The organism is Mycobacterium sp. Root135, assembly GCF_001426545.1.
Classification (GTDB): Bacteria; Actinomycetota; Actinomycetes; order Mycobacteriales; family Mycobacteriaceae; genus Mycobacterium.
This window is the reverse complement of sequence record NZ_LMEZ01000007.1, coordinates 556,195-570,278: the sequence shown is the minus strand read 5'-3', so window position 1 is coordinate 570,278 and position 14,084 is coordinate 556,195. Positions and strand designations below refer to the sequence as shown.

Sequence of the window (14,084 nt, the reverse complement as noted above, 5' to 3'; positions counted from 1 at the left end):
TGCTGAGACAATGACGCCGTGAATTACCTTCAGCGCCGCCGGGCACGGTTGCTGATCAACCGGGCCCAGCCCTTCGCAGACGAGCCGCTGACCGCCGTCGCCAACTTCACCTGGGTGGGCAACGGCATGGGCTCCCAGCCGGGGGAGTCGGGGCGTGAAGACCTTGCAGGCGGCATGCCGATGTGGACGTTGATCGGGGCGGGTGCCACCCGGCTGTTCGTCGTCGAGACCGACGAGGCCGACCCCGATCGTGGTGAGCGGCTCGTCGGCTCGTGGCCGCTGAATCTGATGGGACTCGACCAGGAAAGCCTCGACCGCATGGTGGGTACGGTGCGACTCGGCGTCCACCGGGCCATCCGATTCACCCTTCCCGGGCGCGATCCCGTCGTCCTGCAGCCGTTCGGCCGCGAGGTCGAGGATCTGCTCGAAGCGCACCGCGCGGCCCAACCCAACACCCGAAGCTCCGACGAACTGGCGCAGGTGTCGTTCATGACCACGGCGCCCGACTCCGGGGACGACGACGCGTTCTTCGTCCTGACCTACCTCGACGGCCGCACGACGTCGGTGCCGCTCGGTGAGGCCCACGACCTCCTGGCCGAACTGCAGGAGCTGCCGGGTTTCGACAACGAAGAGTTCATCAGGGCGATCGAGGTCACCGAGGAGGGCGTGTCGGTGCTGTGGCGCGGCCGCGCGGTGTAGTCAGCCGTCCGGCGGTGCGAGGCCCCGCATGTGCGCCACTAGACTGAGCGGGTGAAAACGGCATCTCCCCGGCCCGTGTTGGTGGTCGACTTCGGAGCGCAGTACGCGCAGCTCATCGCGAGACGCGTCCGTGAGGCGCGGGTGTACTCGGAGGTCATCCCGCACACCGCGACGGTCGACGAGATCAAGGCGATGGATCCGGCGGCGATCGTGCTGTCCGGCGGCCCGGCCAGTGTGTACGCCGACGGCGCACCGCAACTCGATCCGGCGATCTTCGACCTCGATGTTCCGGTATTCGGCATCTGCTACGGCTTCCAGGCGATGGCGCAGGCGCTTGGCGGCACCGTAGCCCACACCGGCACCAGCGAGTACGGCCGTACCGACATGTTGGTGTCCGGCGGCGAGCTGCACGCCGACCTTCCGGAGAGCCAACCCGTGTGGATGAGCCACGGTGACGCCGTGACCGAGGCGCCCGACGGCTTCACCGTCATCGCGACCAGCGCCGGCGCGCCGGTGGCGGGGTTCGAGAACCGGGCGCGCAGGCTCGCCGGCGTGCAGTACCACCCCGAGGTTATGCACAGTCCGCACGGCCAGCAGGTGCTTAGCCGATTCCTGCACGAATTCGCCGGCATCGATTCGACGTGGACCGCGGCCAACATCGCCGACGCGTTGGTCGAACAGGTCCGCGCGCAGATCGGCGACGGCCGGGCCCTGTGCGGATTGTCCGGCGGCGTCGACTCCGCGGTGGCCGCGGCCTTGGTCCAGCGCGCCGTCGGTGACCGGCTGACGTGTGTCTTCGTCGACCACGGGCTCCTGCGCGCCGGGGAGCGGGGCCAGGTGCAGCGCGACTTCGTCGCCGCCACCGGGGCGAATCTCGTCACCGTCGACGTCGAGGCACGGTTCCTCGAGGCCCTGTCCGGCGTGACCAATCCGGAGGGCAAGCGCAAGATCATCGGCCGCGAGTTCATCCGGGCGTTCGAGGGCGCGGTGCGGACCCTGGTCGAGGACGGTGGAGGCACCGACGAGCGCTTGCGCGAGGAGTCGACTGGCGAAATCGACTTCCTGGTCCAGGGCACGCTGTACCCCGACGTGGTGGAGTCCGGCGGCGGCACGGGTGCGGCCAACATCAAGAGTCACCACAACGTCGGCGGGTTGCCCGACGACCTGAAGTTCAAGCTCGTCGAGCCGCTGCGGCTGCTGTTCAAGGACGAGGTGCGGGCAGTGGGCCGCGAGCTCGGTCTCCCCGAGGAAATCGTTGGGCGCCAACCCTTTCCGGGACCGGGTTTGGCGATTCGCATCGTCGGCGAGGTCACCGCGAGCCGGTTGGACACGCTGCGCAGGGCCGACGCCATCGCCCGTGAAGAGCTCACCTCGGCCGGGCTGGACAACCAGATCTGGCAGTGCCCGGTGGTGCTGCTCGCCGACGTCCGGTCGGTGGGCGTGCAGGGCGACGGCCGGACCTACGGTCACCCGATCGTGTTGCGGCCCGTCTCCAGCGAGGACGCGATGACCGCCGACTGGACCCGTGTTCCGTACGACGTGCTCGAGCGGATTTCGACCAGGATCACCAACGAGGTGCCCGAGGTCAACCGGGTCGTCCTCGACGTCACCAGCAAGCCCCCCGGCACGATCGAGTGGGAGTGATGCCGGCTCAGGCTTCTTCGTCGGCGGACTTCTCGATCAAGTCGCCGAGGATCTGACTCACCGAGGATTCGATCGTCGACTCGATCGAGAACGCGAGCGTCGCGGACACCGCCGCGACGGCTTGCGTGCGGAACCGCACCAGCATCGTAATCAGTTCGGCCACTTCGGTATCCGGAGGCAGGGCGGCCCCGGGATTGATCCGCGTGAGGACGTGCTCGACTCCGGCACGCACCAGGATTCCGCTGATCTCGTCGACGAGCGGTGCGGTCTGCTCGTGAATGTCGATCAGCTTGTCGGTGCTGACGCCGTACTGCCTGATCTCATTGAAGGCCTCGATCAGCTTGGGCCGCACGATGGTTGCCACGTCGTGGTCGACGGTGACGACGCCGAGGCCGACCATCCGGTCGAAGCCCGCGTCGTCGTCGACCAGCTGCCTGGCCTCGGCGACCGACATCCGGTCCGGCTTCTCCGATGCCCAGCTACCGGCGATCGCGGTCTCGAGGCCGAGCATGTCGCCCAGGTTCTTGCCCTGCTCCCAGGCGCTGAGCATCTCGTGGACGTGGGAGATGTTGTAGCCGCGGTCGAGCATCGAGGTGATAAGGCGCAGCCGGGTCAGGTGGGTGTCGTTGAACAGCGCGATGCGGCCGACCCGCAGCGGCGGGTGCAGGAGGCCGCGGTCGCGGTACACGCGGATGTTGCGCGTGGTCGTGCCCGCCAGGTGTGCGAGTTCTTCGATTCGGTACTCGCCGGACGCCGCGACGCCGTGGGGTTGCACCGCGGCGTCGAACAGCTGCGACACCGCGTTCTCGATGACGTCGCGGGAGCCCCGCCGAATCTGCCGCGGTGCTCGACGAAGCCCGTTGAGGATGGTCGAGATGGCGCCCGCTTGTTGCCGCGGCGGCTTGGCGGGCGGCATGTCAGGCCGACGAACTTATGCTCACGGCAGGCCTACTACCCGCTGGAACCGCCTCGTAGTCACCGAACCGGAAGTCACGCATCTGTCGAAGATACTGTGTGGCGAAGCCCGGGTACATCGAGGCGTTGAAACCGTCGGCCGTCAGGTACCAACTGCTGCACCCGCTCATCCACGTCGTCTTGGTCAAACGCTTCTGAAGCTCCTCGTTGTGGCGTCGCTGAACGTCGGCACGGACGTCGAGGTAGCGCAGGTTCTCGCGCAGGATGGTGGTGATCCCCGCGACGGCGTAGTCGAGCTGGCCCTCCACGAACACCAGCAGCGAATTGTGCCCCGGCCCGGAATTGGGACCCGTCATGAAGAACAGATTCGGGTAACCACTGGCGTTGATGCTCTTGTACGCCTGCGCCCCGCGGGTCCACTCGTCGCCGAGGGACCGGCCGCCAAGCCCGGTCACCCCATACGGCGGGCCGGTGAGGTGCACGTCGTACCCCGTCGCGAACACGACGCAGTCCAGGTGATGTTCGATGCCGTCGCCGGTGCGGATGCCCACCGGGCTCATGGTGGCGATCGGCCAGTCGATCAGCTTGCAGTTGTCGCGTTGCAAGGCGGGGTAGTAGTCGCTGGAGACCAACATGCGCTTGCAGCCTGGGGTGAAGTCCGGCGTCAGCTGTCTGCGCAACCACGGATCCTTCACCTGGCGATGCAGGTGTGCCTTGCCGAGCCGGGCGACGAGCCCGCTCAACGGCGACTTCCAGACCAGCGCGGTGGCGCTGACCTCGTGCCCCCAGAACAACGCCCGTCGCGCTGCCCGTTGCACCGCAGGCACTTTCGCAAAGAGTTCTTGGGCACGATCGGGGGTGGCGACGTCAAGCCGCGGGATCACCCAGCCCGGCGTGCGTTGGAAGACCTTGACGAAGGCGGCCTGCTTGACCAGTTCCGGCACGATCTGCACGGCGCTCGCACCGGTGCCGATGACCGCCACGCGCTTGCCGGTGAAGTCGTAGTCGTGATCCCAACGGGCGCTGTGGATCTTGTGGCCCTCGTAGGTTTCGATCCCGCGGACGTTCGGCCATTTGTGATCGGGCAGCGGCCCCGACGCCAGCACGACGGTGCGGGCACGGTACTCCGTGCCGCCGGTGGTCCTCACGTCCCACACCCCGGCGTCTTCGTCGAAGGACAGACCGTTCACCTCGACGCCGAAGTCGATGCGCCGCCTCAGGTCGAAGCGGTCCACCATCTCTTCGATGTGTAGCCGGATCTCCTCGGCGGGGGAATAGGCCCGTGACCAGGTGGGGTTGGCGACGAACGAAAACGAGTACAGCAGCGACGGAATGTCGCATGCCGCACCGGGATACGTGTTGTCCCGCCACGTCCCGCCGACGCGCTGGTCGCGTTCGACGATGACGATGTCGTCCACGCCTGCCTGGGTCAGCTTGATGGCCGCCCCGATGCCGGTGAACCCGGTGCCGACGATCAGGGTGTCGTAGACGTGCACCTCAGGCTGCCGGCTCATAGGTCAGCTCCTTGAACCAGGTGGGGATGGGGCTGAGCAAGCTGTTCGGGTAGCGGTCGGACAGCCAGACCATCGAGTTCGCCAGGTAGTGATACGGGTTGTTCGGGTTGACCACGAGCCTGGAGTGGAACTTCAGCAGCTGATAGGTCGGCACGCGGCGGGTGAACTCGGCGCGCTCGCCCATCTTCCGGAACCGCTTCATGGCGTCGTAGAGCCGCTCGGGTTCCAGACCCATCTCGACGATGTTGTTGCGCATCCGATTCAGCAGGGGCGCGTACATCAGCATGCCAAGGATCACTCCCGGTGAGGCGACATTGCCGACGAATTGGATGGCCAGCCGGCGCGCGGTCGCGTTGCCGATCATGTTGAGCACGTCGAAGTCGACTGCGATGTGCCGGGATTCGTCGTTGTTGATCTTCTCGAACACCTGGTGGCACACCGGGTCGTGGACCTCTTCGAGCAGGAACTTGAGCAGCGCGCCGTCCAGCGCCACCTCCAGCATCGGGATGACGGTCCCCAGGATCGACAGTGACATGTCGTCGGAATACTTGTCCAGCCACTGTATGGCCAACCGGATGTTGATGTTCGGCTCCGGCATCTCACCGTCTTCGAGCATGCCCCACCGCTTCATCAGGGCGAGTTCGGCGTTGGCGTGCCGCTGTTCCTCGGCATGGAAGTAGCGGTAGATCTCGGCGAGGACGGGCGTCGGCGCCTTCTTGGCCAGCGCGGCGAACCCACGGGCACCGACGTTCTCGATCCAGCACAGGTCGGCCATGAACGCCTTGAGCTTGGGCCGGAACTCGTCGCTGATGGTCTCGGCGCCCGGTGCCTCCCAGTCGATGTCGGCCAGCGCCCACTGGCGATCCTTGATCTTCTCCAGCATTGCATCCATGTCGATTGCCACGATGGTCTCCTAAGTGGTCGCGCGATTGGTCAGCCCGACGGCACGGGTGTACACCGTCGGTGTGAATCGTTTGATGCCCCAGCCGATTCGGGCGTCGGGCTGCGGCATGCAGTAGAGGCCACCGCGGTCGTTGGTGTCCAGGCAGGCCCGGACGACGCGCTCGGGGGTGAAGCCGGTCCAGCGCATCAGCTTGTCGGCCAACTGCGTCGACTGCGCCGAGATCCGGCCCGCCTGCACGATGTTGGTCTTGACGAACGTCGGGCACAGCACCGTCACGTTGATTCCGGTGCCGGACAGTTCGGCGGCCAGTGTCTCCGACAGTGACAGCACCCCGGCCTTGCTGACGTTGTAGGCCGCCATGCCGGGTGCTGCGCCGAACGCGGCGGCCGACCCGACGTTGACGATCCCGGCGGGCCGGCCCGCCTCCCGCAGGATCGGGGTGAACACCTGGCAGCCGTGGATCGGCCCCCACAGGTTGATCCCGAGAACCCACCTCCAGTCGTCCATCTCGACGTCGCCGATGGCGGCACCGCCCGCCCCGACACCGGCGTTGTTGACCACCAGCGTCGGCGGACCGCCGTGCCAGGACTGGGCTACCTCGGCCAGCTGCCGGACGTCGTCGAGTTGAGAGACGTCGCAACGGACCGAGGTGGCCTGCCCGCCCGCGGCGACGATGGCGTCGGCCGTGGCTTGCGACGACCCCTCGTCGACGTCGCTGCACACGATCCGGCCGCCACGACGGGCGAGTTCGGCGGCGAATGCGGCGCCGATGCCGCTACCCGCTCCGGTGATGACGGCCGCCGCCCCGTGGCTACGTTTGGGGGAGGAGCCGAAGATGCCCATTAGCCAGCCACCCGGCTGATTACACTGCCCCGCAACGACTCTCCGATGAACGCCGCCACCTCCCGCATCGCGGGCACGGCCTCGGGGGTCAGCTTCGGTAGTGCCTGGAAGACGTGTACCTGATCGGGCCAGACCTGCAGCTCGCAGTCACCACCCGCGGCGGTGATGTCGGCGGCCAATCGCCGAGAGTCGGCGACGAGCATCTCGCCCCCACCGGCTTGGACCAGCGTCGGCGGCATCCGCCGCCCGCCCGCGACGTCGAGGGTGAGCCGGGGATGAGTGAGGTCCGTTCCTGCGCAATACAATCCGACGAGTTTCGCGGCGTCGGCGGCGCGGATCGCGGGATCTCGCCGCAGTTCTTCTCTGGCGCGCGCCAGCCCGAACGTCAGGTCGAGCAGCGGTGAGAACAGGGCGAGACCGGCCGGATGGGCGACGTCGGGCTGCAGCAGCAGGTCGACGGCCAGATGCCCGCCTGCCGAATCGCCGGCGACGACGACCCGGTCGGGGGCGAAGCCCTGCACGGTGAGGAGCCAGTCCCAGCCGGACCGGGCGTCGACGGCGGCAGCGGGGAAGCGATGCCGCGGGGCGAGGCGGTAGTCGAGGCAGAACACGGGGAGCCCGGTCAGTCGGGACAACCAGGCCGTCAGCCTGCGGTGGGTGCGGGGTGAGCACAGCGCGAAGCCGCTGCCGTGCAGGAAGTAGATGCACTCGCTGGCGGCCGTGCTGGCCACCCCCGCGCCTCGCACCCATTCGCCGACGACGCGGCGGCCGTCGGGCAGGCGGACGTCGACCTTCTCGACGTCGGTCCCGGCCAGCGAGGGGCCGAAGGAGTCCATGATCCGCTCGACGATCCGGCGTGATGCCCACAGGCCCCACGCCCGTTCGGGCGGCAGTGCCGCGCTGATCTGTCGCAGCGTCAGGCCGCTCACCGTGGCTGCGGCGCGCGATCGCCGGGAGCCCCGCGTTGGCATCGTATTGGTCGTCACAACCCGAAGTACAACAGCGATTGGTGACATTTGTCAATGTCACCATTTAACCGTGGGAAATCCCGATCACATCAGTCCGGGAGGTGGTCGTCAGCGCAGCGGGTCGCCGCGCCAATGGAAGCTGTTGACGTATTTGCCCATGTCAAGGGCAATTTGCAGGTTCGCCGCCGACGGCTTTCCCGACCCGAAGTCGGGGCCGAAGGCGTGGAACGGACCCACGGCCCCGGCCACCAAGGCGAGGTCGTTCTTCACGGCCACCATGACGACCACCCGCATTCGGGTGTAACTCGCGTTGGAACCCTGCGGCCAACAATCGGCAACCAGGCCGTAGCCCGGTTGGTATCCGACCATCGCGTTGGGGATTTCGTAGGCCATCTTCGTGTCGGGGAAGGTCGCCTTGACGAGCTGGTTGGCGATCTGTTCGGGGGTGCGGCCGGCAGCTGGCTCGCTGAACAATCGCATTGTGCCGCCGTCGCCGGCCAGCAGGTCGGCGGTAATGCCGCGATCGCCTGCGGTGACGTTGTAGGCCGTGCCCTCCGCCGGGTAGGCCACCGAGAACGCCCCGTCCGGCGCGGTGAAGCGTGGATTGATCGTGACCGGCAGTCCCATCGGTGGTCGTCCGCAATCGGGTGGGCAGACGTACCGGGGCGACGGCGTCTCCAATGCGCCCGACATTGCGACGAGTCCGGCGGCGACCAGACCGATGGCGGCCACCCATACGACGAGGAGTCGACGGTGGGAGGTCTTGCGCAGCGCCGGTGCGGTGTACGTGCCTGCGTGCGTCGAGTAGCCCTGGACGATCGTCGTCACGCGTCGTCCGCCCCTGGCTCGACGCGGACCGGTCGGATGTCACGCCGGGCCTGCCGCGAGGATCGTGAGGACGCCCTGGTGGCTGCGCCGCAGGCGACACAGAAGGCCATGTCGGGGACGACGTGCCCGCAGTGCTGGCACAGCAACGGTTGGTCGGAGAGGATCTCGTCGTGGGCCTCGTGCAGCAGCGCCAGATGCAACCCGACCCGCAACGCGAGTAGCGCGGCCGCGGCCACACCGAGATGCAATGTCAATTGCAGCAATTGGGGCATCCTGGCCACGTCGACCAGACCGAGGCCGGCGTAGAGCACCAGAATTACCAGTGCGAAGACGGCTACGACGAGTCGGACGTAGTGGCGGTGCTGGTGCTTCTTGTTCTCCGGGCGGGTGAACCACAGCACCGTGCCGATCAGACCGCCAACGGCTGCCGCGGTCAGCGGCACGGCCACGCCACGGATGCCCGCCTCGACGATCAAGCCGTTCATCGGTCGTGAGCGCGCGATCATGCCGCCCGCAAATTGTGGTGACAACCGGGTCATTTGGGCCGCCGCCGTGAACATCAGGGCACCGAGTGCGCCAATGGCGAAGCCGTCCAGGGCTTCTCGCTGGCCGGGTCGCACCAATCTCACCACCAGGGCGGGGACGAGCATGAGGATCACCCCGCCGATGGGGACGCCGAGCCCGTCGCGCAGGATGCGTGATCCGGCGATGCCCATCCCCAGCCCGACGTCGTAGGCCTGCGCGACGACGGCGCCCGTCCAGAGCACCCATCCGACGCCGAGTCCGATGCCCAATCCCGCCGTGGCGACCAGGGTTCCGGTGGGGACGTCGTCGTAGACGTCGGACTCCTGCAGGTAGATCAGGAACAGCAGGGGCAAACCCAGTGCGGCGACGGTGATCAACGCCGCCGGTAGCCGGAACAAGCTGGTGGCCACCAGGGCAGCCAGGATGACCAGGAGGCCGACGAGGAACGGCTTGCGTGAACCCGGAGACAGGTGCGGGAACAACGAGCTGACGATGTTGGGTCGGAAGAGATGTTCTCCGGGGGAGGCGCTGTAGGCGGTGGCCCGCAACCATCCCGGCCCGTCGGCGCGGTGCTCGCTGAGGGGAATGCCGCACAGACCGCAGTACTCGCCTTCGGGTACCTCGGTCTTGCACACCCGGCACTCGACCATTCCCGGGGTGGGGTCGTCGGTGTCCGGTTCGGTACTCATTGGACGATCCTCTGGATGGTCAGCAGATTGCGGGCGAGGTTGTCGACGTCGGGGGTGCCGAGTCCGCTGACCAGGTCGTAACCCGGCCCCGCGGTGTCAACGGCGTTGCCGCCCAACGTCACGTCGCGGAAGGCGGGCAGCGGCGCGCCCTGGGCGATCCGATAGAGCAGGGGGTTGATGTCGCCGATCTCCCGACCGCCGTTCTCCTTCAAGAACTGGGTCATCACCGCGGTCAGCCCCGCCCAGATGGGTGCCGATTGCGAGGTGCCACCGCCGACGACGTTGTCGCCGTTGAGCACGATCTTCACCCCGGTGAACGGGTCGGCAACCGCGGAGATGTCGGGGGTCAGTCTCATGCCGGTGTTGCGGGCGGCCGGAATCTGTCCCGACGCGACCTGCTGCCACGGCGGCCGGCCGAAGAGCGTCGACACGCCCCCGCCGGTGCCCTGGGAGAGCGGGACGTCGAACCAGGCCTGCTCGGCGAGCCACCTGCCCTCGGCGTCGGTGGACAGCGTGGTGCCGCCCACGCTGGTCATTTCGGGAAGGGAGGCAATGGAATCCAGTCCGACGTCGGCAGGTCCCGGCGGGGAGTCCCAGTCGTCGCCGCCCTTGCACTCCAGCCCGGCGAGGTCGCCGCTGGCGTTGAACGCCGTGGTGCCGTTCTCGTGGGCATCGACGAGCGCGGAGCGCACCGGCTCCAAATCCGCTGCGGTGAGCAGCTTGTCGCAACCCCAGCCGATCGAGAGGCTCCAAATCGCGCCGGGGAACTGATCATTGGTGTCCTCGAGCATCTGCCCGATCTTCTGGAACGCGCCGTCGCCCTCGACGGTCGGTCGCGCGTTGACGACGACCAACTTGGCGTCGGGCGCAATCGCATGGGCGACTTCGAGATCCATCGTGGTCTCGCCGTACGGTTCCTTCAGTTGATCGCCGACGACGGTCGGGGTGAACCGCGGAAGACCGTTGAGGTCGGCGAAGGTGTCGAGGTCGGACTGGGCGAAGCCGTTGAACGCGAAGATCACGATCGTGGTGCCCTTGCCCGTGAATCCGCTGCGTGCCAGGCCCGCCGCGTTGTAGGTGTTCAGCAGGGCGGTTGGCGTCAGTCCGCGGTCGGGGACGTCGAGCGGCAAGATGTCCGGCCGCGATTCGTGATGCGGTGTGTAACTGAGGATTCGGCCGAGCTGCTGGACTTCGTCCCGAAGCGGAGTCGGCACCTCCGGCTGCTGCGGTGAGGCGTAGAACTCCTGACCGCGCTGGCCGCGGTAGTCGTGAACCTCGACGGCGAGTGCGTCTGCCACGCGGTCGGGGGCGCCCTCCACGACGGCCCAGCCGTCGCTGGTGCGCCATTGCACGGTGAGGCCGTGCTGCCTCGCCCAGCCGATCAGCGCGTCGGGGCGACGGTCGTCGCGCAACATCGCGGTGAGTTGGACGTGATCGCCGCGGGCCGGTCCCAGATCGGTCGACGCGGCCAACAACGAGGCGAAGGGTCCGTCGATCATGTTGGATCGCCCGGTGCCCGGCGTGATCCGGATGTCAGAGGCCAGTGCCAGAACGGCAAGCATGATGACGGGCAGCAGCCACGGCCAGGCGTTGGAGCGCCTGGTCCGTGGTGCTGTCAGAGTCTGTGACGGCATGGGGTCGTGGGACGGTCCTGCGCCGGATTCGCGAACGGGCGGGATGTCAGTTGTCGCCGGGGATCGCCGTCGGCGCGGGCGGTGCCTTGACCGGAGGCGTGAACAGGTTGCCACCCGTGGGGTTGATCGACTTCTCGGTGGGTGTCACCGAGGGGGCCGACGACGACGGCGCGGTGGTCGTCGAGGGGGTGGTGGTCTCGGGGGCTTTGTCGGAGCTGCCGCCGCACGCTGCTGTCAGGCCGACCATCGCGACGACGGCGGCACCTCCTGCGTAGGCCGCGACACGGCGAGCCAGGCGATGTGACCTCATGATGCTGTCCTTACTAATCCCCGAATTGCGAACGCTTGTCCTTCGGCGAATCGCGAGGCGATTCCGTGCGGTCCCTGGTGCTGGACGCGCGCACCAGTCCCATTCCGAAGCGGGTTCCGGTGACCAAACTCTAGCCGACCCTGGGAACTGCCACCCGGGTATTTCACTGGAGGCGTACAGGGGCCTGCCGGAGAGTCCGACCCGCTTGACGGTGTCGGTGGGTGAGTGTTTACTCGTTCAATCGAACATATTTTCGAATGAGGGATCGAGTCGGATGGTGCGCAAGGTGCTCTCGTGGCAGTCGTGATGGATGTGACTCAGGCCGGGAAAAGCCGCGCTGAGCAGGTGGAACACCTTCGACGCAAGATGGCCGAGGTGTCCGGAAGATCGTCGACCTCGGCGGGTCCGACGCACCGCGGATCCATGCCGTCGCGCACCGCGATTCCGGCTGCAGAAAATTTGCTACCGGTACCGGAATCGTTGTCCGAACTGCTGCCGGACTCGTTGCCGCGTGGTTCGGTGGCGGTGTTGTCGGGAGCCCGGTCGTTGCCACTCAGACTGGTGGCTGCGGTGACGGCGGCGGGTGGGCACGCGGCGATCGTGGGTCAGCCCGGGGTGGGTCTGCTTGCTGCCGTCGAGATGGGTGCCGATCTGAGCAGGCTCGCGGTGATCCCCGATCCCGGCGCCGATCCGGTGGAAGTGGCCGCGGTGTTGATGGACGGGCTGGATCTGGTGGTGCTCGGCCTTGGCGGACGGTCGGTCGCGCCGACGAGGGCGCGTGCGGTGACGGCCAGGGCGCGGCAGAAGGGCTGCACGCTGCTGGTCGTCGACGGCGACTGGCACGGTGCCTCGGCGCGACTGGAGTCGAAGGTGTGTGGCTTCGAGGTGACGGGCGCCGGCGCCGGGGCCCCCACCCCCGGATGCGGACGGATAAGCCGGGTGCGACTGGCCACCAGGGCCTCCGGCCGCTCCGTCGGTCTCGCTCGAGTAGTGGGCGGATGACGTGCCAGGCCGAGTGCTGGCCATCTGGTGCATGGACTGGCCCGCGGTGGCGGCGGCCGCCGCGGCGGGTCTACCGGCGACCGATCCCGTCGTGGTCACACTGGCCAATCGCGTGGTGGCATGTTCGGCGTCGGCTCGTGCGGCCGGGGTGCGCAGAGGTCTGCGTCGTAGGGAGGCTCAGTCTCGCTGCCCAAGTGTTCACGTGGCCACCGCCGATCCCGGCCGTGACGCCAGGCACTTCGAAGGCGTGACGGCGGCCGTCGACGAGGTCGTGCCACGCGCGGAGGTGTTGCGGCCGGGCCTGCTGGTGTTGTCCGTGCGGGGCGCGGCCCGCTACTTCGGGTCGGAGCAGGCGGCATCGGAGCGGTTGGTGGACGCGGTCGCCGCGGCGGGCGCGGAGTGTCAGGTCGGCATCGCCGACCAGTTGGCCACCGCGGTGTTCGCCGCTCGCGCCGGGTACATCGTCGAACCCGGCGGCGACGCGGCCTTTCTGGCCGCCCTGTCGATCCGGCAGCTGGCCACCGAACCGAGTCTGTCGGCACCCGGCCGGGACGATTTGGCCGACCTGTTGTGGCGCATGGGGATTCGAAGCATCGGGCAGTTCGCCGACCTGTCGCGCACCGACGTGGCATCCCGGTTTGGGGCCGATGCGATCTCCGCTCACCGGTTCGCCAGAGGGGAGTCGGCGCGCGGACCGTCGGGTCGCGACACACCACCGGAGCTCGACGCGGTCATGGACTGCGATCCCCCCGTGGACCGGGTCGACGCCGCCGCGTTCGCCGGCCGGTCGCTGGCAGGCGAACTGCATCGCAGCCTGGAGGCGGCGGGCGTCGGCTGTACGCGGTTGGCGATCCATGCGACCACCGCCAACGGTGAGGAGATGCACCGTGTCTGGCGGTGTGCCGAACCGCTGACCGAGGACGCCACGGCCGACCGGGTGCGCTGGCAGCTCGACGGCTGGTTGAACCGCCGCCGCGAGGGCCGCCCCGCAGGGCTCGGCGGTCCGATCGTCACCCTGCGGCTTCGGCCGGTGGAAGTGGTGTCGGCTTCGGCGTTGCAGCTGCCGCTGTGGGGTTCCTCCGGTGACGACGACCGGTTGCGGGCACGCCGGGCGCTGGTGCGCGTTCAAGGGCTGCTCGGGCCGGAGTCGGTGCAGGTGCCGGTGCTCAGCGGTGGTCGTGGGCCCGCCGAGCGCATCACCTTCACGCCGTTGGGCGACGAACCCGTCCCTCGGGCCGACCCCGGCCAGCCCTGGCCGGGTCAGCTCCCGGAACCGTCGCCTGCCGTGCTGCTCGACGATCCGGTCGAACTCCTCGACGCAGAGGGCAACCCGGTGCGGGTGACGGGGCGGGGTGCGTTCTCGGCGGACCCGGTGCGGCTGACCGGGGACGGCAGGTCGGGGCGGTTGCGATGGTGGGCAGGTCCATGGCCGGTCGACGAAAGGTGGTGGGACCCGCAGGAGTCGGGAAAGGCCGGGCGCACGGCACGAGTGCAGGTGCTGATCGAGGAGCCGGGCGGTCGAGGAGACGTCGTCGACCGGGCCATGCTGCTGTGCTACCGGCAGCGGCAGTGGTTCCTGGAGGGGGTCTATGAATAGCGGGAGGTACGC

13 protein-coding genes are annotated in these 14,084 nt (G+C 68.2%); 4 read left to right on the top strand and 9 right to left on the bottom strand.

The window, feature by feature from the left end; translation table 11 throughout:
- The first annotated feature begins 18 nt into the window (after positions 1-18).
- On the top strand, positions 19-699 hold the full coding sequence (locus tag ASD37_RS22880) for a hypothetical protein (RefSeq protein WP_056556909.1): 681 nt from the start codon (positions 19-21) through the stop codon (positions 697-699).
- Between the two features lie 51 nt (positions 700-750).
- Complete coding sequence (guaA, locus tag ASD37_RS22875) at positions 751-2,343, top strand: glutamine-hydrolyzing GMP synthase (RefSeq protein WP_056556905.1); 1,593 nt, start codon at positions 751-753, stop codon at positions 2,341-2,343.
- 7 nt (positions 2,344-2,350) lie between these two features.
- Here guaA and ASD37_RS22870 read toward each other — a convergent pair whose 3' ends face one another.
- The 9 genes from ASD37_RS22870 to ASD37_RS22830 form a co-directional block, all read right to left on the bottom strand.
- On the bottom strand, positions 2,351-3,259 hold the full coding sequence (locus ASD37_RS22870) for a MerR family transcriptional regulator (RefSeq protein WP_056556902.1): 909 nt from the start codon (positions 3,257-3,259) through the stop codon (positions 2,351-2,353).
- Between the two features lies 1 nt (position 3,260).
- Positions 3,261-4,772: an NAD(P)/FAD-dependent oxidoreductase gene (locus ASD37_RS22865; protein ID WP_056556899.1), complete on the bottom strand. Its 1,512-nt coding sequence runs from the start codon at positions 4,770-4,772 to the stop codon at positions 3,261-3,263.
- Positions 4,756-5,676 carry a hypothetical protein gene (locus ASD37_RS22860; protein WP_056556896.1) on the bottom strand — a complete coding sequence of 307 codons (921 nt, stop codon included), beginning with the start codon at positions 5,674-5,676 and terminating at the stop codon, positions 4,756-4,758. Before ASD37_RS22860 ends, ASD37_RS22865 begins: the two co-directional genes overlap by 17 nt.
- Positions 5,677-5,685: 9 nt before the next feature.
- Positions 5,686-6,519 carry an SDR family NAD(P)-dependent oxidoreductase gene (locus tag ASD37_RS22855; protein ID WP_056556893.1) on the bottom strand — a complete coding sequence of 278 codons (834 nt, stop codon included), beginning with the start codon at positions 6,517-6,519 and terminating at the stop codon, positions 5,686-5,688.
- Positions 6,519-7,490 (bottom strand): alpha/beta hydrolase, encoded by a 972-nt coding sequence (locus ASD37_RS22850; RefSeq protein WP_056557546.1) that lies wholly within the window; start codon positions 7,488-7,490, stop codon positions 6,519-6,521. The genes ASD37_RS22855 and ASD37_RS22850 overlap by 1 nt, the downstream gene beginning before the upstream one ends.
- 105 nt (positions 7,491-7,595) lie before the next feature.
- Positions 7,596-8,315 (bottom strand): hypothetical protein, encoded by a 720-nt coding sequence (locus ASD37_RS22845; RefSeq protein ID WP_056556891.1) that lies wholly within the window; start codon positions 8,313-8,315, stop codon positions 7,596-7,598.
- Positions 8,312-9,529 carry a hypothetical protein gene (locus tag ASD37_RS22840; protein ID WP_056556888.1) on the bottom strand — a complete coding sequence of 406 codons (1,218 nt, stop codon included), beginning with the start codon at positions 9,527-9,529 and terminating at the stop codon, positions 8,312-8,314. The genes ASD37_RS22845 and ASD37_RS22840 overlap by 4 nt, the downstream gene beginning before the upstream one ends.
- Complete coding sequence (locus ASD37_RS22835; protein WP_156721061.1) at positions 9,526-11,091, bottom strand: S53 family peptidase; 1,566 nt, start codon at positions 11,089-11,091, stop codon at positions 9,526-9,528. Before ASD37_RS22835 ends, ASD37_RS22840 begins: the two co-directional genes overlap by 4 nt.
- A 118-nt stretch (positions 11,092-11,209) precedes the next feature.
- Positions 11,210-11,473 carry a hypothetical protein gene (locus ASD37_RS22830; RefSeq protein WP_056556881.1) on the bottom strand — a complete coding sequence of 88 codons (264 nt, stop codon included), beginning with the start codon at positions 11,471-11,473 and terminating at the stop codon, positions 11,210-11,212.
- Positions 11,474-11,767: 294 nt separating this feature from the next.
- Here ASD37_RS22830 and ASD37_RS22825 point away from each other — a divergent pair, with 294 nt between their 5' ends.
- Both ASD37_RS22825 and ASD37_RS22820 read left to right on the top strand, forming a co-directional pair.
- Positions 11,768-12,475: a hypothetical protein gene (locus tag ASD37_RS22825; protein WP_370073076.1), complete on the top strand. Its 708-nt coding sequence runs from the start codon at positions 11,768-11,770 to the stop codon at positions 12,473-12,475.
- Positions 12,476-12,506: 31 nt separating this feature from the next.
- On the top strand, positions 12,507-14,072 hold the full coding sequence (locus tag ASD37_RS22820) for a DNA polymerase Y family protein (RefSeq protein WP_056557542.1): 1,566 nt from the start codon (positions 12,507-12,509) through the stop codon (positions 14,070-14,072).
- The last annotated feature ends 12 nt before the right edge of the window (positions 14,073-14,084 follow it).

What these genes read in the sequence shown, in the direction of transcription:
- ASD37_RS22870 (WP_056556902.1), bottom strand. Translation starts at nt 3,259, where the DNA reads ATGCCGCCCGCCAAGCCGCCGCGGCAACAAGCGGGCGCCATCTCGACC.
- ASD37_RS22865 (WP_056556899.1), bottom strand. Translation starts at nt 4,772, where the DNA reads ATGAGCCGGCAGCCTGAGGTGCACGTCTACGACACCCTGATCGTCGGC.
- ASD37_RS22855 (WP_056556893.1), bottom strand. Translation starts at nt 6,519, where the DNA reads ATGGGCATCTTCGGCTCCTCCCCCAAACGTAGCCACGGGGCGGCGGCC.
- ASD37_RS22850 (WP_056557546.1), bottom strand. Translation starts at nt 7,490, where the DNA reads ATGCCAACGCGGGGCTCCCGGCGATCGCGCGCCGCAGCCACGGTGAGC.
- ASD37_RS22840 (WP_056556888.1), bottom strand. Translation starts at nt 9,529, where the DNA reads ATGAGTACCGAACCGGACACCGACGACCCCACCCCGGGAATGGTCGAG.
- ASD37_RS22835 (WP_156721061.1), bottom strand. Translation starts at nt 11,091, where the DNA reads ATGCTTGCCGTTCTGGCACTGGCCTCTGACATCCGGATCACGCCGGGC.
- ASD37_RS22830 (WP_056556881.1), bottom strand. Translation starts at nt 11,473, where the DNA reads ATGAGGTCACATCGCCTGGCTCGCCGTGTCGCGGCCTACGCAGGAGGT.
- ASD37_RS22820 (WP_056557542.1), top strand. Translation starts at nt 12,507, where the DNA reads ATGGACTGGCCCGCGGTGGCGGCGGCCGCCGCGGCGGGTCTACCGGCG.